This is a genomic window from Streptomyces sp. NPDC006512 (assembly GCF_040611935.1).
Taxonomy (GTDB): domain Bacteria; phylum Actinomycetota; class Actinomycetes; order Streptomycetales; family Streptomycetaceae; genus Streptomyces.
The window spans coordinates 24,989-42,577 of the sequence record NZ_JBEXPG010000045.1; the positions used below are offsets into that span (position 1 = coordinate 24,989).

14 protein-coding genes are annotated in these 17,589 nt (G+C 69.9%); 5 read left to right on the forward strand and 9 right to left on the reverse strand.

Annotation, left to right across the window (positions count from 1 at the left end; translation table 11 throughout):
* Positions 1-47: 47 nt before the first annotated feature.
* On the reverse strand, positions 48-389 hold the full coding sequence (locus tag ABZZ17_RS27740) for a hypothetical protein (RefSeq protein ID WP_356879716.1): 342 nt from the start codon (positions 387-389) through the stop codon (positions 48-50).
* A gap of 24 nt (positions 390-413) precedes the next feature.
* Entirely contained in the window at positions 414-1,355 is a 942-nt protein-coding gene (locus ABZZ17_RS27745; RefSeq protein WP_356879718.1) for a heme o synthase, read from the reverse strand.
* 328 nt (positions 1,356-1,683) lie between these two features.
* On the opposite strand from ABZZ17_RS27745, the gene tkt reads away from it, so the two are divergent.
* From tkt to pgl, 5 genes are all read left to right on the forward strand, one after another.
* Complete coding sequence (tkt, locus tag ABZZ17_RS27750; protein ID WP_356879720.1) at positions 1,684-3,792, forward strand: transketolase; 2,109 nt, start codon at positions 1,684-1,686, stop codon at positions 3,790-3,792.
* Positions 3,793-3,827: 35 nt separating this feature from the next.
* A complete protein-coding gene (tal, locus tag ABZZ17_RS27755; RefSeq protein ID WP_356879722.1) occupies positions 3,828-4,946 on the forward strand; it encodes a transaldolase in 1,119 nt (372 codons plus the stop codon).
* 2 nt (positions 4,947-4,948) lie between these two features.
* A complete protein-coding gene (zwf, locus tag ABZZ17_RS27760) occupies positions 4,949-6,478 on the forward strand; it encodes a glucose-6-phosphate dehydrogenase (RefSeq protein ID WP_356879782.1) in 1,530 nt (509 codons plus the stop codon).
* Positions 6,475-7,509 (forward strand): glucose-6-phosphate dehydrogenase assembly protein OpcA, encoded by a 1,035-nt coding sequence (gene opcA, locus ABZZ17_RS27765; RefSeq protein ID WP_356879724.1) that lies wholly within the window; start codon positions 6,475-6,477, stop codon positions 7,507-7,509. Before zwf ends, opcA begins: the two co-directional genes overlap by 4 nt.
* A 110-nt stretch (positions 7,510-7,619) precedes the next feature.
* Positions 7,620-8,402, forward strand: a complete 783-nt coding sequence (gene pgl / locus ABZZ17_RS27770) for a 6-phosphogluconolactonase (RefSeq protein WP_356879726.1) — start codon at positions 7,620-7,622, stop codon at positions 8,400-8,402.
* A gap of 74 nt (positions 8,403-8,476) precedes the next feature.
* On the opposite strand, the gene pgi is transcribed toward pgl, so the two are convergent.
* The 7 genes from pgi to ABZZ17_RS27805 form a co-directional block, all read right to left on the reverse strand.
* Positions 8,477-10,132, reverse strand: coding sequence for a glucose-6-phosphate isomerase (gene pgi / locus ABZZ17_RS27775; RefSeq protein ID WP_356879784.1), 1,656 nt, complete (start codon positions 10,130-10,132; stop codon positions 8,477-8,479).
* Positions 10,133-10,298: 166 nt separating this feature from the next.
* Positions 10,299-10,634, reverse strand: coding sequence for an RNA polymerase-binding protein RbpA (locus tag ABZZ17_RS27780; protein WP_007263454.1), 336 nt, complete (start codon positions 10,632-10,634; stop codon positions 10,299-10,301).
* 179 nt (positions 10,635-10,813) lie between these two features.
* Entirely contained in the window at positions 10,814-11,044 is a 231-nt protein-coding gene (secG, locus tag ABZZ17_RS27785; protein ID WP_356879786.1) for a preprotein translocase subunit SecG, read from the reverse strand.
* Positions 11,045-11,181: 137 nt separating this feature from the next.
* Complete coding sequence (gene tpiA, locus ABZZ17_RS27790; RefSeq protein ID WP_356879728.1) at positions 11,182-11,970, reverse strand: triose-phosphate isomerase; 789 nt, start codon at positions 11,968-11,970, stop codon at positions 11,182-11,184.
* A 6-nt stretch (positions 11,971-11,976) separates the two neighbouring features.
* Positions 11,977-13,197: a phosphoglycerate kinase gene (locus tag ABZZ17_RS27795; protein WP_356879730.1), complete on the reverse strand. Its 1,221-nt coding sequence runs from the start codon at positions 13,195-13,197 to the stop codon at positions 11,977-11,979.
* 133 nt (positions 13,198-13,330) lie between these two features.
* Positions 13,331-14,338, reverse strand: a complete 1,008-nt coding sequence (gap, locus tag ABZZ17_RS27800) for a type I glyceraldehyde-3-phosphate dehydrogenase (protein ID WP_356879732.1) — start codon at positions 14,336-14,338, stop codon at positions 13,331-13,333.
* Between the two features lie 208 nt (positions 14,339-14,546).
* Positions 14,547-17,507 carry a M14 family zinc carboxypeptidase gene (locus ABZZ17_RS27805; RefSeq protein ID WP_356879734.1) on the reverse strand — a complete coding sequence of 987 codons (2,961 nt, stop codon included), beginning with the start codon at positions 17,505-17,507 and terminating at the stop codon, positions 14,547-14,549.
* Between the last annotated feature and the right edge of the window lie 82 nt (positions 17,508-17,589).

Below are 17,589 nucleotides of genomic sequence, written 5' to 3' on the forward strand. Positions count from 1 at the left end.
CCGAGGTGTTGCCCCGGCCGGTATTTCGGGAACCGGTCCGGGGGGTGTCAGGCCTTCGGGTTGGCGGGGCCGCCGAGCTGGATGCCCGCCATGCGGGTCCACTCGTACGGGCCCGTCACGACGCGGGCGGCCATCTCCCCGTCGAACTCGTCCAGGAACGTCAGGCCGGACTTCTCCGCCGCCAGGCGGGCCACGTCGTACGTCGGGGCGACCAGGTCGCCCCAGCCGCCGTCGGTGCCCACGAGGAGGATCCGGGTACCGGCCTGGCCGATGTGCGCGAGCTGGCCCTCGGCGCCGCCGTGCTCCTTGGCGAACGCGCCGATCTGGCGGGCCAGCTTCGCCGCCGTACGGTCCTGCTTCTTGTCTGCGGTGTCTGCGGTCTCTGCCATGTACCACATGCTACCGGCGAGTAATCAACGGAGGAAGGGATCCACGGCCACGGCCACGAACAGCAGCGACACGTAGGTGATCGACCAGTGGAAGAGCCGCATCTCCTTGAGCTTCGCGCCCGTCACCCCGGCCTTGGCCCGGGCGTGCAGCGCGTGCGCCTCCCACAGCCACCAGCCGCCGGCCACCAGCGCGACCGCCGTGTAGAACCAGCCGGTGTAGTGCAGCGGGGTGAGCAGCAGCGAGACGGCGACCATCACCCAGCTGTAGATGACGATCTGGCGGGCGACCACCTTGTTGCCGGCCACGACCGGCAGCATCGGCACGCCGACCCGCGCGTAGTCGTCCTTGACCTTCATCGACAGCGGCCAGTAGTGCGGCGGCGTCCAGAAGAAGATGACCAGGAAGAGGATGACCGCGGCCCACGAGACCTCGTTCTTCACCGCCGACCAGCCGATGAGCACCGGCATGCAGCCGGCGATGCCGCCCCAGACGATGTTCTGCGCGGTGCGCCGCTTCAGCAGCATCGTGTAGACCACGACGTAGAAGAGGAGCGCGCCGAGCGCGAGGGCGGCCGACAGCCAGTTGACGAGCAGACCGAAGAACAAGGTGGAGATCACCGCGAGGGAGATGCCGAAGACCAGGCACTCCCGCGGGCTCACCATGCCGGTCACCAGCGGCCGCTGCGACGTGCGGTCCATCAGCGCGTCGATGTCGCGGTCGATGTACATGTTCAGCGCGTTCGCGCCACCGGCCGACAGGTAGCCGCCGAAGCAGGTCGCGAGGACCAGCCACAACGACGGAACACCCTGTTCCGCGAGGAACATGACCGGCACGGTCGTGATGAGCAGCAGCTCGATGATCCGAGGCTTGGTCAGTGCCACGAATGCCATGACCCGGGCCCCGAACGGCCGGTGACCGGGGCTCGTCCCGAGCACCCCCGCTGGACGGGATTCGACGGCCGTCACGCACACCCCTGAGAGAGAATCCAGCAAGCTCCGACGCGGACCCTTCAGAAGATGAAGGTCCGGTAAAGGCTTGCGCGTACCACGCCACTGTAGACGTTGCCCTTGCGTCGCCCTGCGCGGGGGTCACCTCGTGTTGGGCCGATCGGACCGGGGTCACGGGGATCCCAGATGAGCGGTGGTGAGCCCAGGTGAACACCGGGCAGCGACCCGGCGACGCACTACCGGCACTCGAATAGCCGCACGCCCTGGCGGGGGTAGGCTCGGAATCGCGCCGGTGGCACCGTTCGTCACCGGGAAAACAACATGTGGAGAGGAGCCCTGACCAACGGTGAGCACCAAGCCGACCACCACAGAGCTCGAGTGGACCGAACTGGACCAGCGGGCCGTCGACACCGCCCGCATCCTGGCCGCCGACGCGGTCCAGAAGGTCGGGAACGGCCACCCCGGTACGGCGATGAGCCTGGCCCCCGCCGCTTACACGCTGTTCCAGAAGGTCATGCGGCACGACCCGGCAGACCCCCAGTGGGTCGGCCGTGACCGTTTCGTGCTCTCCGCAGGGCACTCGTCCCTGACCCTCTACACCCAGCTCTACCTCGGCGGCTTCGGCCTGGAGCTGGATGACCTCAAGGCGTTCCGCACGTGGGGTTCCAAGACCCCGGGTCACCCGGAGTACGGCCACACGGCCGCCGTCGAGACCACGACCGGTCCGCTGGGCCAGGGCATCGCGAACGCGGTGGGCATGGCCATGGCCGCCCGCTACGAGCGCGGCCTCTTCGACCCCGAAGCCCCCGCGGGCACGTCCCCGTTCGACCACATGATCTACGCGATCGCGGGCGACGGCTGCCTCCAGGAGGGCATCTCCCACGAGGCGTCCGCGCTGGCCGGCCACCAGAAGCTCGGCAACCTGGTCCTGCTGTGGGACGACAACCACATCTCCATCGAGGGCGACACGGAGACGGCCGTCTCCGAGGACACCCTCAAGCGCTACGAGGCCTACGGCTGGCACGTCCAGCGCGTCGCCGCGCAGGAGAACGGCGACCTCGACCCGAAGGCGCTCTACGCCGCCTTCCAGGCCGCCAAGGCCGAGACGGACCGCCCCTCCTTCATCGCGGCCCGCTCGATCATCGCCTGGCCGGCCCCGCACGCCCAGGGCACCGAGGCCGCGCACGGCTCGGCCCTCGGCAACGACGAGGTCGCCGCGACCAAGCGCGTGCTCGGCTTCGACCCGGAGCAGACCTTCGAGGTCTCCGACGAGGTCATCGCCCACACCCGCAAGGCGCTGGACCGCGGCCGCGAGGCCAAGGCCGCCTGGGAGAAGGACTTCTCCGCCTGGCGCACCGCCAACCCGGAGCGCGCCGCCTCCTTCGACCGCATCGAGGCCAACGAGCTGCCCGCCGGCTGGGAGGACGAGCTCCCCACCTTCGAGCCCGGCAAGGGCGTCGCCACCCGCGCCGCCTCCGGCAAGGTCCTCGAAGCGCTCGGCGCGGTCATCCCGGAGCTGTGGGGCGGCTCGGCCGACCTGGCCGGCTCCAACAACACCACCATCGACAAGAACTCCTCGTTCCTGCCGGTGGGCAACCCGCTGCCGGAGGCCGACCCGTACGGCCGCACCATCCACTTCGGCATCCGCGAGCACGCCATGGCCGCGGCCATGAACGGCATCGCCCTGCACGGCCACACCCGCATCTACGGCGGCACCTTCCTGGTGTTCTCCGACTACATGCGCAACGCCGTCCGCCTGTCGTCGCTGATGCACCTTCCGGTGACGTACGTGTGGACGCACGACTCCATCGGCCTGGGCGAGGACGGCCCGACCCACCAGCCGGTCGAGCACGTCGCCGCGCTGCGCGCCATCCCGGGCCTGAACGTGGTCCGTCCGGCCGACGCGAACGAGACCGCCATCGCCTGGCGCGAGATCCTCAAGCGTCACACCAAGGTGTACGGCAAGGGCGCCCCGCACGGCCTCGCCCTCACCCGACAGGGTGTACCGACCTACCCGGCGCACGAGGACACGGTCAAGGGCGGCTACGTCCTGTTCGAGGCCGAGGGCGGCCCGGCGCAGGTCGTGCTGATCGGCACCGGCTCCGAGGTCCAGCTCGCCGTCGCCGCGCGCGAGGCGCTGCAGGCCGAGGGCGTGCCGACCCGCGTCGTCTCGATGCCGTGCGTCGAGTGGTTCGAGGAGCAGGACCAGGAGTACAAGGACAGCGTCCTGCCCCCGTCCGTCAAGGCGCGAGTCGCAGTCGAGGCGGGCATCGGCCTGACCTGGCACCGTTACGTCGGCGACGCGGGCCGGATCGTGTCGCTGGAGCACTTCGGCGCGTCGGCCGACGGCGCCGTGCTGTTCCGCGAGTTCGGCCTGACCGCCGAGGCCGTGACCGCAGCCGCAAAGGCCTCCCTGAGCGAAACGGGCGGCCTGAACGCCGCTGACGCGCGCTGACACCGGTACAAGAACCAGTAGGAGATGCAATTCCCATGACAGACGCACTCAAGCGCCTCTCCGACGAGGGCGTGGCGATCTGGCTGGACGACCTGTCCCGCAAGCGCATCACGTCCGGCAACCTCGCCGAGCTGATCGACCAGCAGCACGTGGTCGGTGTCACCACCAACCCGTCGATCTTCCAGAAGGCCATCAGCAGCGGTGACGGCTACGAGCAGCAGCTCGCGGACCTCGCCGCCCGCAAGGTCACCGTCGACGAGGCCATCCGCATGATCACCACGGCGGACGTCCGCGACGCCGCCGACATCCTGCGCCCGGTCTACGACACGACCGACGGCCAGGACGGCCGCGTCTCGATCGAGGTCGACCCGCGCCTGGCGCACAACACCACGGCGACCATCGCCGAGGCCAAGCAGCTCGCCTGGCTGGTGGACCGCCCGAACACGCTCATCAAGATCCCGGCGACCGAGGCCGGCCTGCCGGCGATCACCGAGGTCATCGGCAAGGGCATCAGCGTCAACGTGACGCTGATCTTCTCGCTGGAGCGCTACCGCGCGGTCATGGACGCGTACCTGGCGGGCCTGGAGAAGGCGAAGGCCGCCGGCCTGGACCTCTCCAAGATCCACTCGGTCGCCTCGTTCTTCGTGTCCCGCGTGGACAGCGAGATCGACAAGCGCCTCGACGGCGTCGGCACCGACGAGGCGAAGGCCCTGAAGGGCAAGGCGGCCCTCGCGAACGCCCGCCTGGCCTACGAGGCCTTCGAGGAGGTGTTCGCCGGCGAGCGCTGGGCGGCCCTGGACAAGGCCCAGGCCAACAAGCAGCGTCCGCTGTGGGCCTCGACCGGCGTCAAGGACCCGGCGTACAAGGACACCCTGTACGTGGTGGACCTGGTCGCGCCCGGCACCGTGAACACCATGCCCGAGGGCACCCTGGAGGCCACCGCCGACCACGGCGAGGTCTCCGGCGACACCATTCGCGGCACCTACGAGCAGTCCCGCGCCGAGCTCGACGCGGTCGCGAAGCTCGGCATCTCGTACGACGATGTGGTGCAGCTGCTCGAAGACGAAGGCGTCGAGAAGTTCGAGGCGTCCTGGAACGACCTGCTGAAGTCGACCGAGGCGGAGCTCAAGCGCCTCGCCCCCGCGGAGGACTGAGTATTTTGTCAGCAAACGGAGCGAACCCGCTTCGTGACGCACAGGACCGACGGCTCCCGCGCATCGCGGGGCCGTCCGGCCTGGTCATTTTCGGCGTTACGGGTGACCTGTCGCGCAAGAAGCTCATGCCCGCCGTCTACGACCTCGCGAACCGCGGCCTGCTGCCTCCGGGCTTCTCGCTGATCGGATTCGCCCGTCGCGAGTGGCAGGACGAGGACTTCGCCCAGGTGGTGCACGACGCGGTCAAGGAGCACTCGCGCACCCCCTTCCGTGAAGAGGTCTGGCAGCAGCTGGTGCAGGGCTGCCGCTTCGTCCAGGGCGACTTCGACGACGACGCGGCCTTCGAGACGCTCAAGTCGACCATCGAGGAACTGGACAAGGCCCAGGGGACGGGCGGCAACTTCGCCTTCTACCTCTCGGTGCCCCCGAAGTTCTTCCCCAAGGTCGTCCAGCAGCTCAAGGACCACGGTCTGGCGCAGAAGGAGGGTTCCTGGCGGCGTGCCGTCATCGAGAAGCCCTTCGGCCACGACCTCAAGAGCGCGGAAGAACTCAACAAGGTCGTCCACGAGGTCTTCCCCCGTGACGAGGTCTTCCGGATCGACCACTACCTCGGCAAGGAGACCGTCCAGAACATCCTGGCGCTCCGCTTCGCCAACACGATGTTCGAGCCGATCTGGAACCGGTCGTACGTCGACCACGTGCAGATCACGATGGCCGAGGACATCGGCATCGGCGGCCGGGCCGGCTACTACGACGGCATCGGCGCGGCCCGTGACGTCATCCAGAACCACCTGCTCCAGCTGCTGGCGCTGACCGCGATGGAGGAGCCCGGCTCCTTCCACCCCAAGGCGCTGGTGGCCGAGAAGCTCAAGGTCCTGACCGCCGTGGAGCTGCCCGAGGACCTGGGCAAGCACACCGTGCGCGGCCAGTACTCGGCCGCCTGGCAGGGCGGCGAGAAGGTCGTCGGGTACCTCGAAGAGGACGGCATCGACCCCAAGTCGAAGACCGACACCTACGCGGCCATCCGCCTGGAGATCAACAACCGCCGCTGGGCGGGCGTCCCGTTCTACCTGCGGACGGGCAAGCGCCTCGGCCGCCGGGTGACCGAGATCGCGGTCGTCTTCAAGCGGGCCCCCTACCTGCCGTTCGAGTCGGGCGCGACCGAGGAGCTGGGGCAGAACGCCCTGGTCATCCGGGTCCAGCCGGACGAGGGCGTGACGGTCCGCTTCGGCTCCAAGGTGCCGGGCACCTCCATGGAGGTCCGGGACGTCACGATGGACTTCGCGTACGGCGAGTCCTTCACCGAGTCCAGCCCCGAGGCGTACGAGCGGCTGATCCTCGATGTCCTGCTGGGTGACGCGAACCTCTTCCCGCGCCACCAGGAGGTCGAGCTGTCCTGGAACATCCTCGACCCGATCGAGGAGTACTGGGACAAGCACGGCAAGCCCGCGCAGTACCCGGCGGGTACCTGGGGGCCGGTCGAGGCGGACGAGATGCTCGCACGAGACGGACGGAGCTGGCGCCGGCCATGAAGATCGACCTCACGGAGACCACCTCCAGCAGGATCAACGCCGCGTTGGTGCAGGCGCGCCGGGACATCGGCACGCCGGCCATCGGCATGGTCCTCACGCTGGTGATCGTGACCGACGAGGAGAACGCGTACGACGCGCTCAAGTCGGCGAACGACGCTTCCCACGAACACCCCTCGCGGATCATCGTCGTCGTCAAGCGGATCAGCCGATCGCCGCGCAGCCGCCGCGAAGCCCGGCTCGACGCGGAGATCCGCGTCGGGGCGGACTCCGGCACCGGCGAGACGATCGTGCTCCGCCTGCACGGTGAACTGGTCGACCACGCCCAGTCGGTGGTTCTCCCGCTCCTGCTGCCCGACGCCCCCGTGGTCGTCTGGTGGCCGGAGGGCGCTCCGGCGGACCTGGCGGGCGACCCGCTGGGGGCGCTGGGGCAGCGCCGGATCACGGACACGTACTCGTGCGAGGACCCGGTCGCGGCCCTCGGCAGCCGGGCGGCGGCCTACGCCCCCGGCGACACGGACCTGTCCTGGACCCGGATCACCCCGTGGCGTTCGATGCTGGCGGCCGCGCTGGACCAGCAGCAGAACCTGGCGGTCGTCTCGGCGACCGTCGAGGGCGAGAACGACAACCCGAGCTGCGAGCTGCTGGCCATGTGGCTCGCGGACCGCCTCGGGGTCCCGGTCAACCGCACCCTTTCGGGCGGCCCGGGTCTGACCGCCGTCCGCATGGAGACCAAGGACGGCGTGATCGTCCTGGACCGCGCGGACGGCGCCCTGGCGACGCTGTGCATGCCGGGGCAGCCCGACCGCTCCGTGGCGCTCCAGCGCCGCGACACGGCCGAGCTGCTGGCGGAGGAGCTGCGCCGGCTGGACCCGGACAACACCTACGAGGCCTCGCTGAAGTTCGGCGTGGCCCGGCTGGAGGCCACCGCCCCGGCGGCGCCCGCGGCCGGGACGAAGCCGGCCGAGGCGAAGTCCGAGACCCCGCCCTCGAAGCCGGCTCCCAAGCCGGCGAAGAAGGCCGCGGCCAAGTAACCGCAGGGCGGGGCCCTTTCCCGGGCCCCGCCCCGCGGCACCTCCCGCGGAACCACCGCGCCCCGGAACCACCGCACCCCGAACTACCAAGAAGGCGGCAGCACATGGGTATGACGACTCCCCAGGTCGTCGTCCACCGGGACAAGGAGCTGATGGCCCAGGCCGCGGCGGCCCGGCTCATCACGAAGATCGTGGACGCGCAGGCCGCCCGCGGCAGCGCCTCCGTGGTCCTGACCGGCGGCCGCAACGGCAACGGCCTCCTGGCGGCCCTGGCCGCCGCCCCCGCCCGGGACGCGATCGACTGGGCCCGCCTCGACCTGTGGTGGGGGGACGAGCGGTACCTCCCCGCGGACGACCCCGAGCGCAACCACACCCAGGCCCGCGAGGCCCTCCTGGACTCCGTCCCGGTGGACCCGGCCCGCGTGCACGTGATGCCCGCCTCCGACGGCCCGTACGGCGCCGACGTGGACGCGGCCGCCGCCTCGTACGCGGCCGAACTGGCCAAGGCGGCCGGCCCGGAGGACCACGGCCCGGTCCCCCGCTTCGACGTACTGATGCTGGGCGTCGGCCCCGACACCCACGTGGCGTCGCTGTTCCCCGAGCACCCCGCCGCGCGCGAGACGGAGCGTACGGTCGTCGGCGTCCACGGCGCCCCGAAGCCGCCGCCCACCCGGGTCTCCCTCACCCTCCCGGCGATCCGGGCGGCCCGTGAGGTCTGGCTGCTCGCGGCCGGCGAGGACAAGGCCGGCGCGGTCGCCATCGCCCTCGGCGGCGCGGGCGAGGTCCAGGCCCCGGCCGCGGCCGCCCACGGCCGCAGCCGCACCCTGTGGCTCCTGGACCGCGCGGCCGCTGCCGAACTGCCGTCGGACATGTACCCGCCGGCCTCCGCCTGACCGGTCCCGGAAACGTACGGAGGGCCCGTCCCGCACACCGGAAACGGTGCGCGGGACGGGCCCTTCGCCGTGGGTCAGGCCCGGCCGCGGAGCTCGCGGTAGGCGGCCACCAGGGTCCGCGTCGACGGGTCGAGGGACTCGGTACCCGTGCCCTCCGTCAAGGCCGGCTCCACCCGCTTGGCGAGGACCTTGCCCAGTTCGACGCCCCACTGGTCGAAGGAGTCGATGTTCCACACCGCGCCCTGGACGAACACCTTGTGCTCGTAGAGGGCGATGAGCTGGCCCAGGACCGCCGGGGTCAGGTCGCCGGCGAGGATCGTCGTCGTCGGGTGGTTGCCCTGGAAGGTCTTGTGCGGGACGAGTTCCTCGGCCACGCCCTCGGCCCGTACCTCGTCGGCGGTCTTGCCGAAGGCCAGCGCCTGCGTCTGCGCGAAGAAGTTCGCCATCAGCAGGTCGTGCTGGGCGACCAGCCCGGGCAGCAGGTCGGCCACCGGCCGGGCGAAGCCGATGAAGTCGGCGGGGATCACCCGGGTGCCCTGGTGGATCAGCTGGTAGTACGCGTGCTGGCCGTTGGTGCCGGGCGTGCCCCAGACCACCGGACCCGTCTGCCAGTCCACCCGGTTGCCCTCGCGGTCGACGGACTTGCCGTTGGACTCCATGTCCAGCTGCTGCAAGTAGGCGGTGAAGCGCGACAGGTAGTGGCTGTAGGGCAGTACCGCGTGCGACTGCGCGTCGAAGAAGGCCCCGTACCAGACGCCCAACAGGCCCATCAGGAAGGGGGCGTTCTGCTCGGGCGGCGCCGTGCGGAAGTGCTCGTCCATCGCGTGGAAGCCGCGCAGCATCTCGCGGAAGGCGTCCGGGCCGATGGCGATCATCAGCGAGAGGCCGATGGCCGAGTCGAAGGAGTAGCGCCCGCCGACCCAGTCCCAGAACCCGAACATGTTGGCCGTGTCGATGCCGAACGCGGAGACCTTCTCCTCGTTGGTGGACAGCGCCACGAAGTGCCGGGCCACGGCCTCGTCGCCGGCGCCCAGTTCCGCGAGCAGCCAGTTCCGTGCCGAGGTGGCGTTGGTGATGGTCTCGATGGTCGTGAAGGTCTTCGAGGCGATGATGAACAGCGTCTCGGCCGCGTCCAGGTCCCGGACGGCCTCGTGCAGGTCGGCGCCGTCCACGTTGGACACGAAGCGCACGGTCAGCGAGCGGTCGGTGAAGGCGCGCAGCGCCTCGTACGCCATCGCCGGACCGAGGTCGGAGCCGCCGATGCCGATGTTGACGACGTTCTTGATCGGCTTGCCGGTGTGGCCCTTCCACTCCCCCGACCGCACCCGGTCGGAGAAGGCGGCCATCTTGTCGAGGACCGCGTGCACGCCGGGTACGACGTTCTCGCCGTCCACCTCGACGACGGCGTCCGCGGGGGCGCGCAGGGCGGTGTGCAGGACCGCCCGGTCCTCGGTGGTGTTGATCTTCTCGCCGCGGAACATGGCGTCCCGCAGCGCGGCCACGCCGGTCGCCGACGCGAGTTCGCGGAGCAGCGCGAGCGTCTCGTCCGTCACGAGGTGCTTCGAATAGTCGATGTACAGGTCCCCGACCCGCAGCGTGTAGTTGGTGCCCCGGTCGGGGTCCGTCTCGAACAGCTCCCGCAGATGCGTGTGCCCCAGCTCTTCGCGGTGCTTGCCGAGCGCGTTCCACTCGGGCGTCCGGTCGAGCCTCGTACGGCTGTCTGCGTTCATCTCGGACATCAACCCACTTCTTCCTGTCCTGTTGTGCCCCGCCACCTCCAACCTAAGGGATCCGAAGGGGGACAACGCACACAAAGGGGCCCGGCCCGCGGGATTCCTCATCCCACGGGCCGGGCCCCCGGTCACTCTTGAGTGCGGCTCAGGTCGCCGCCGAGCCTCAGATCTCGCCGCGGAGCTTCGCGAGCGCCTCGGCGAGGATCGCCTCGCCGTCGGCGTCGGTGCGACGCTCCCGCACGTACGCGAGGTGCGTCTTGTACGGCTCCGTGCGCGGCGGGGCGGGCGGGTTGTCCCGGTCCTGGCCGGCCGGGAATCCGCAGCGCGGGCAGTCCCAGGTGTCCGGCACCTGCGCGTCACTGGCGAAGCTCGGCTGCGTCTCGTGCCCGTTCGAGCACCAGAAGGAGATGCGCAGACGGGGCGCGGACTCACCGCGCTCGGCCTCGCCCATCGGCCCGGCTCCGACCCGACTTCCACGAATCGCGTTGCCACTTGCCACGGTCGTAACTCCCTGCGTGATGGTGCCGCGGAGCGTGAGGGATGTCCGCTGCGGGCGCCCCAGTCTACGTAAGGCCCAACGCACGTCCAGCAACCGGAGTTACTCGCTCCAGGCTGTGGCCGCCGGGTCCCATGATAGGCCGGGGGGCGCCGGCCGGACGGCCGGAACGGCGAGAACGGTCAGCTGCTCGACTTCATGATCAGGCCGAGCGCGACGATGCACGCGAACCACAGGAGGCCGACCACGACGGTGATGCGGTCCAGGTTGCGCTCCGCCACGGAGGAACCGCCGACCGACGACTGCATACCGCCGCCGAACATGTCGGAGAGGCCGCCGCCCTTGCCCTTGTGCATCAGCACGAGCAGCATCAGCAGGGCGCTGAAAACGACCAGGGCGATCGAGAACCCCATAATCACGGCTGATTCCTACTTTCTGGGCATTCTGGGCTTTCAGGTTTCACCGGACCTGCGACGGGCGCGGGGGCCAGCGGCTGTCTGTACAGCCCCTGGCCCCCGCAAGGGTACGACGGATCCGCCCTACCGCATACTCACTGGTCGCGGAAGCGGACGATCTTGACGAACTCGTCCACGTCCAGTGCCGCGCCGCCGATCAGGGCCCCGTCGACGTCGGGCTGGGCCATGATCGCGGCGATGTTGCCGGACTTCACCGAGCCGCCGTACTGGATGCGGACCTTGTCGGCCAGCTCCTGCGAGTACAGCTCCGCGAGACGGCCGCGGATCGCCCCGCAGACCTCCTGCGCGTCCTCGGGGGTGGCGACCTCGCCGGTCCCGATCGCCCAGACGGGCTCGTACGCGATCACGATGGACTCGACCTGCTCGGCCGGGACGTCCTTGAGGCCGCCGTCGACCTGCTTCAGCGTGTACGGGACCTGCTCGCCGGCCTTGCGGACGTCGAGGCCCTCGCCGACGCACAGGATCGGGGTGATCCCGTGCTTGTAGGCGGCCTTGACCTTGGCGTTGCAGATCTCGTCGTTCTCGCCGTGGTACTGGCGGCGCTCGCTGTGGCCGACGGCCACGAAGGAGCACTTCAGCTTCGACAGCATCGGGCCGGAGATCTCGCCGGTGTAGGCACCGGAGTCGTACTGCGAGATGTCCTGGGCGCCGTACTTGATCTTCAGCTTGTCGCCGTCGACCAGGGTCTGGACCGAGCGCAGGTCGACGAAGGGCGGCAGGACCGCGACCTCGACGGCGTCGTAGTCCTTGTCGGCCAGGGCGAAGGAGAGCTTCTGGACGTGGGCGATGGCCTCAAGGTGGTTGAGGTTCATCTTCCAGTTGCCCGCCATCAGCGGGGTGCGGCCGTTTTCAACTGCGGTCATGTGGGTTCAGCCCTCCAGGGCAGCGAGGCCGGGGAGCGTCTTGCCTTCGAGGTATTCGAGGCTTGCGCCGCCACCGGTGGAAATGTGGCCGAATGCCTTCTCGTCGAAGCCCAGGATGCGGACCGCGGCGGCGCTGTCTCCGCCGCCGACCACGGTGAAGGCGTCGCTGTCGACGAGGGCCTGCGCGATGGCGGTGGTGCCGCCCGCGTAGTCGGGGTGCTCGAAGACGCCGACCGGGCCGTTCCAGAAGACGGTCTTGGCATCGGCGATCTTCGACGCGTAGAGCTCGCGCGTCTTCGGGCCGATGTCCAGGCCCTCCTTGTCGGCGGGGATCTTGTCCGCGGCGACGGTGTCGAAGACCGCCGGGGCCTTGGTCTTCAGGTCCGGGAACTCGGCCGAGACCAGGACGTCGACCGGGAGGACCAGCTCGACGCCGGTCTTCTTGGCGCGCTCCATGTACTCCGTGACGACCGGGATCTGGTCTTCCTGGAGCAGGGAGATGCCGACCTCGTGGCCCTGGGCCTTGAGGAAGGTGTAGGCCATGCCGCCGCCGATGAGGATGCGGTCGGCCTTGCCGAGCAGCTCGTCGATGACGGCGAGCTTGTCGGAGACCTTGGCGCCGCCGAGGACCACGACGTAGGGGCGCTCGACCTCGTCGGTCAGCTTCTTCAGGACGCCGACCTCGGTGGCGATGAGGTAGCCGGCCGCGTGCGGGAGGCGGGCGGGCAGGTCGAAGACCGAGGCGTGCTTGCGGTGGACGGCGCCGAAGCCGTCGCCGACGTAGACGTCCGCAAGCTCGGCGAGCTGGTCCGCGAAGGCGCCGCGCTCGGCGTCGTCCTTCGAGGTCTCACCGGCGTTGAAGCGCAGGTTCTCGATCACGGCGACCTGGCCGTCGGCGAGGGCGGCAACGGTCTCCTTGGCGGACGCGCCGACGGTGTCGGTGGCGAACGCGACCTCCGTGCCGAGCAGCTCGCCGAGGCGGGCGGCGGCGGGGGCGAGGGAGAACTCCGGCTCGACGCCGGTGCCCTTCGGGCGGCCCAGGTGCGAAGCGACGACCACGCGGGCGCCGGCCTCGGCGAGCTTCGCGACGGTCGGCCGGACGGCGCGGATGCGGCCGTCGTCGGTGATCGTGGTGGTGCCCTTGGCGAACGGGACGTTGAGGTCCGCGCGGACGAATACCCGCTTGCCCTGGACGCCCTCGGCGAGCAGTTCGTCGATCGTCTTCATGCTGTTCCTACTCCTTTGATGCCTTCACCCGAAGGGCGAGGAAGGGAGAACGAGGCAAGCAACAGGGCCCGTGCCGCGCTCCATCGCGCTGCCCGGACCCTGTGCTCACATCGTGGTGCCTTGCCCTGCGTACTTAGAGCTGACCGCCGACGAAGACGGTGAGGTCGACGAGACGGTTGGAGTAGCCCCACTCGTTGTCGTACCAGCCGACGACCTTAACCTGCGTCCCGTCCTGCACCATCGTCAGGGAGGAGTCGAACGTGCAGGAGGCCGGCCAGTTGACGATGTCCGAGGACACGATGGCGTCCTCGGTGTAGTCGAGGATGCCCTTCAGCTGGCCCTCGGAGGCCTTCTGGAACGCGGCGTTGATCTCTTCCACGGTGGTCTCGCGGGAGAGCTCCAGTACGAGGTCGGTGACCGAGCCGGTGGGGACCGGGACGCGCATGGCGATGCCGTCCAGCTTGCCCTTGAGCTGCGGGAGGACCAGCGCGGTGGCCTTGGCGGCACCGGTGGAGGTCGGGATGATGTTCTCGGCGGCGGCGCGGGCGCGGCGCAGGTCCGAGTGCGGGAAGTCCAGGATGCGCTGGTCGTTCGTGTACGCGTGGACCGTCGTCATCATGCCCTTGACGATGCCGAAGTTCTCGTCGAGGACCTTGGCCATCGGCGCCACGCAGTTGGTGGTGCAGGAGGCGTTGGAGATGACGTGGTGGTTGGCCGCGTCGTACTTGTCGTGGTTGACGCCCATCACGATCGTGATGTCCTCGTCCTTGGCCGGAGCCGAGATGAGGACCTTCTTCGCGCCGGCCGCGATGTGCTTGGCGGCGTCGGCCTTCTTCGTGAAGATGCCGGTCGACTCGATGACGATGTCGGCGCCCAGTTCGCCCCAGGGGAGGTTCGCGGGGTCGCGCTCGGCGAACGTCTTGAAGGTGTTGCCACCCACCGTGATGGTGTCCGCGGTGTGGGAGACCTCGGCCTTGAGGCGGCCCAGGATGGTGTCGTACTTGAGCAGGTGCACCAGAGTGGCGTTGTCAGTCAGGTCGTTGACACCGACGATCTCGATGTCCGCTCCCTGCTCCAGGAGCGCACGGAAGTAGTTGCGGCCAATTCGGCCAAAACCGTTGATGCCTACGCGGATCGTCACGAACCGATCTCCTCGTTGGTGCGCCGGTCTGTCCGCCGGCGAGCTGTATGGGATGTCCCCGACCGCTTACGACCCTACCTCTCCGTGAGCTTCCAAGTGACATCGGCCGGGGCCTGACACGCCCCGGAGCCCCGTACCACTGGTGCTGGTACGGGGTCCTGGGACTTTGTGCCCCGTCACTCAGGGTGAGTGACGGGAGGGGTGCTGATCAGCGGTTCAGCGCCCGGAGCGCCTTACCGACGAGTACGGCACGATCGGCCGTGGCCGGCACGTGTTCCAGCCCGAAGCCGAGGAGCACGGTGTCACGCGTAGTGACCGCGGCGTAGGACTTGAACAGTTCGCCGGTCCTGGACCAATCGCCCGGAACATCGGGACTTCCGGCCGGGGCGCCCGGGACGGTCCAGCCGCCGAGGGAGGTTTCGAAGCCCTCCGCGGCCTGGTCGGCTCCGGCCACGTTCAAGCGGGCCTCGTCGGCGAACACGCCGCGGCCGCCGGAGCCCGGGTCGGTGATGTAGGCGAGGGAGACCTCGACGGACTTGCCGGCGTAGGCGCTCAGGTCGAAGGAGACCTGCTTCCAGCCGCCGGAGGAGCCGGTGAAGCTGTTCCAGGTTCCGCTGGTGCCCTTCGGCGCGCAGCCGCCCGCCTCCACGGTGAGGTAGCGGCGCAGGAAGGGGTGGCCGTTGACGAAGAACCCGGCGCCGCACTCCGCCGGGACGGTGGCCGAGGTCAGTCCGCCCGCGTCCGGGAGCGTGGTCCAGTCGTCCCCGCCGGCCGTACGGGCCTCCAGCGCGGCGTGGTCGTAGCCCTCCTCGGTGTTCCAGTTGAGGGCCAGCTTGAGCTGCGGCTTGTCGGCGGCGGTGACCTTGGTGAGGTCGATGGTGCGGGTGAGCCGGCGCCAGTCGTCGTCGTCATGGGTGGCCGAGGCCATCCCGGTGCCGGCGTACGGGGCGTACGGGTTCTTCACTCCGGTGTACTGGCCCGCCTGCGCGCTCTTGAACTGCGGGAACTGCGCGGGCGCCAGGGTCTCGGAGGTCACGGTGTAGGCGCCCGGGGCGTTGAGCGGGTTGCCCGCGGCGTCGCCCAGGCCGCCCTTGCCGCCGGTCAGCGCGCCCGCTCCGGTGAAGCCGGTGGGGCCGGTGACGCCGGCCCGGCCGTAGGCGCCGAGCCAGTACTGGCTGAAGTCGTTGGTCACGGCCCGGCCGACCTGGGCGTTGCCGCCCGCCAGTTCACCGGCCTCGATGAGCTTGCCGCCCTCGTTGAGGAAGTCGCGGACCGCCAGCTGGGTGTCGCCGCCGGGGGTCTTGGCGCCCGTGTAGTGGACGACGGTGCCGAAGTGCGACAGCACCCCGAGGTGGTGCGGGGCGCCCTGGGTGGCCACGTCCCAGACGGCCGCGGACCTTCCGTTGGCGCGCAGCGCGTCGACGTAGGCCGAGGCGTGCTGGGCCTTGGCGCCCTCCTCGGCCACGACCAGGACGTCCGCGCGGGGCCGCTCGGCGACGGTGTACGTGAAGTGCTCGCTGGAGACCTGCCCGCCGGAGCGGTCGCGGCCGGTGAACCAGACCTCGACCTTGTCACCGGGCCGGGTGCCGTCGACCTCGGCCCGGTACTCGTCGAACCAGTTGTTGTCCTCGCCGCCGTAGGTTTCGCCGCCCTTCCAGGGCTCCAGTTCCTCGTCGTGGGCGCGGCCGCCGTTGACGCGGAAGTTGAGTTCCTTGTCGCGCAGGGACTTGCGGGCGGTGACGGAGACCGTCTGGTCCTCGCCGCGGGCGACGTAGGAGGTCGTGAACGGGTCCGGGGTGAAGTCCGCGGCGCTCAGGCCGACGGCGGAGGCCGGCCGGTCGGGGTGCGCGGCGCTCTCGCCGACGGTCAGCGCGAAGGGGACGTTCTTGGCGAACTCCGCCTGGATGAGCTTCTCGTCGTCCGGGAAGTTGAAGCCGGAGGCGCAGTCCTCGGGCTTCCACCGGTCGTTCGGGTCGATCTCGGAGGCCGTCTGGCAGGTGGTCATCTCGGGCGTGAACATCATGGCGCCGTTGACGTTCGCGGCGTGTCCGTCGGCCTCGCCGTTGGTGGTGTACAGCTCGGAGGAGAGCTGCGGGTAGTAGCCGGGGACGGCCGGGTTCTCCGGGGTGCCGGCGAGCGCCTTGTAGGCGACGTCGTCCGGGGTGGGGGTGGCCACCTGCCAGCCGACACCGTAGAGGATCAGTTCGGACGCGGAGTGGTAGTTGATGGCGTACTCGAAGCCGATGCGCTTCTGGAAGGCGTCCAGGGCGCGCGTCTCGGGCTCGGAGGCCGCCTTGGGGCCGCGGTAGGTCTCGCTCGCCTCGTTCGGCGAGGAACCCTCGTTGTCGTAGCCCCACTTGTAGGAGAAGTTGCGGTTGAGGTCCACGCCGTCGCCGGCGCCGATCTTGCCGTCGCCGTTGTTGTCACGGAGGTTCTTGCGCCACAGGCGGGCGTCGTCGGCGGTGAACGTGTGGTCGTAGCCGTCGGGGTTGGCGGAGAGCAGGAACCAGAGCTCGGTGGAGTCCACCAGCTTCGTGATCCGCGGGTCCTTGCCGTAGTTGTCGAGGGTGTGGTGCATCAGCCGCCGGGTCATCTCGGGGGTGATCCACTCGCGGGCGTGCTGGTTGGACATGTAGAGCACGGAGGGCTTGTCGCCGTCCTTGGCCTTCTTGGCGTTCTTGGTGACCTTGAGGGCGAGGATGTCCTTGCCCTGGACGGTCTTGCCGATGGAGACGACCTTGGTGAGCGCCTGGTGCTGCTGTGCCGTGCGCAGGATCTCCTCCCGCAGGCCGCCGCCGCCGCTGTAGGGGCGGAACACCCCGTCCCCGGCGGCCTTGGCGCGGGCCAGGCCCTGGGCGGGGACCTTGCGTTCGGCGAGCGCGATCCCCTGGGCGGCGAGCTGCTCGGCCTGGTCGCCGGTGAGGAAGAGCTCGACCTTGGCCGTCCCGGTCTCCGGGGCACGCTCGGCGAGTTCGTGGGCGTCCTGGCCGGCTGCCAGGACGAGCGGGACCTGCTCGCGGGTGATGTCGGCGTCGTAGACCCGCACCTCGTCGGCGCCGGATGCGGTGCCGGGCACGGGCTGGGCCTGGGCCGTCGCGGGTAGTGCGGCCAGTGTGGTTCCGAAGACGAGTGCGCTTGCGGCGAGGATCGTTCTCGCGCGGTGCCTCATGTGCCCCCCTGGGCGTCGTCTGCCACGAAAGCGTGCGGACGCCAGGCTCACGACCGGCCCGTGCTCATGTCAATGGGGCATA

Coding starts and splice junctions, on each gene's coding strand:
- ABZZ17_RS27740 (WP_356879716.1), bottom strand. CDS start 389: ATGGCAGAGACCGCAGACACCGCAGACAAGAAGCAGGACCGTACGGCG.
- tal (WP_356879722.1), top strand. CDS start 3,828: ATGACAGACGCACTCAAGCGCCTCTCCGACGAGGGCGTGGCGATCTGG.
- opcA (WP_356879724.1), top strand. CDS start 6,475: ATGAAGATCGACCTCACGGAGACCACCTCCAGCAGGATCAACGCCGCG.
- pgl (WP_356879726.1), top strand. CDS start 7,620: ATGACGACTCCCCAGGTCGTCGTCCACCGGGACAAGGAGCTGATGGCC.
- pgi (WP_356879784.1), bottom strand. CDS start 10,132: ATGAACGCAGACAGCCGTACGAGGCTCGACCGGACGCCCGAGTGGAAC.
- secG (WP_356879786.1), bottom strand. CDS start 11,044: ATGGGGTTCTCGATCGCCCTGGTCGTTTTCAGCGCCCTGCTGATGCTG.
- tpiA (WP_356879728.1), bottom strand. CDS start 11,970: ATGACCGCAGTTGAAAACGGCCGCACCCCGCTGATGGCGGGCAACTGG.
- ABZZ17_RS27795 (WP_356879730.1), bottom strand. CDS start 13,197: ATGAAGACGATCGACGAACTGCTCGCCGAGGGCGTCCAGGGCAAGCGG.
- ABZZ17_RS27805 (WP_356879734.1), bottom strand. CDS start 17,507: ATGAGGCACCGCGCGAGAACGATCCTCGCCGCAAGCGCACTCGTCTTC.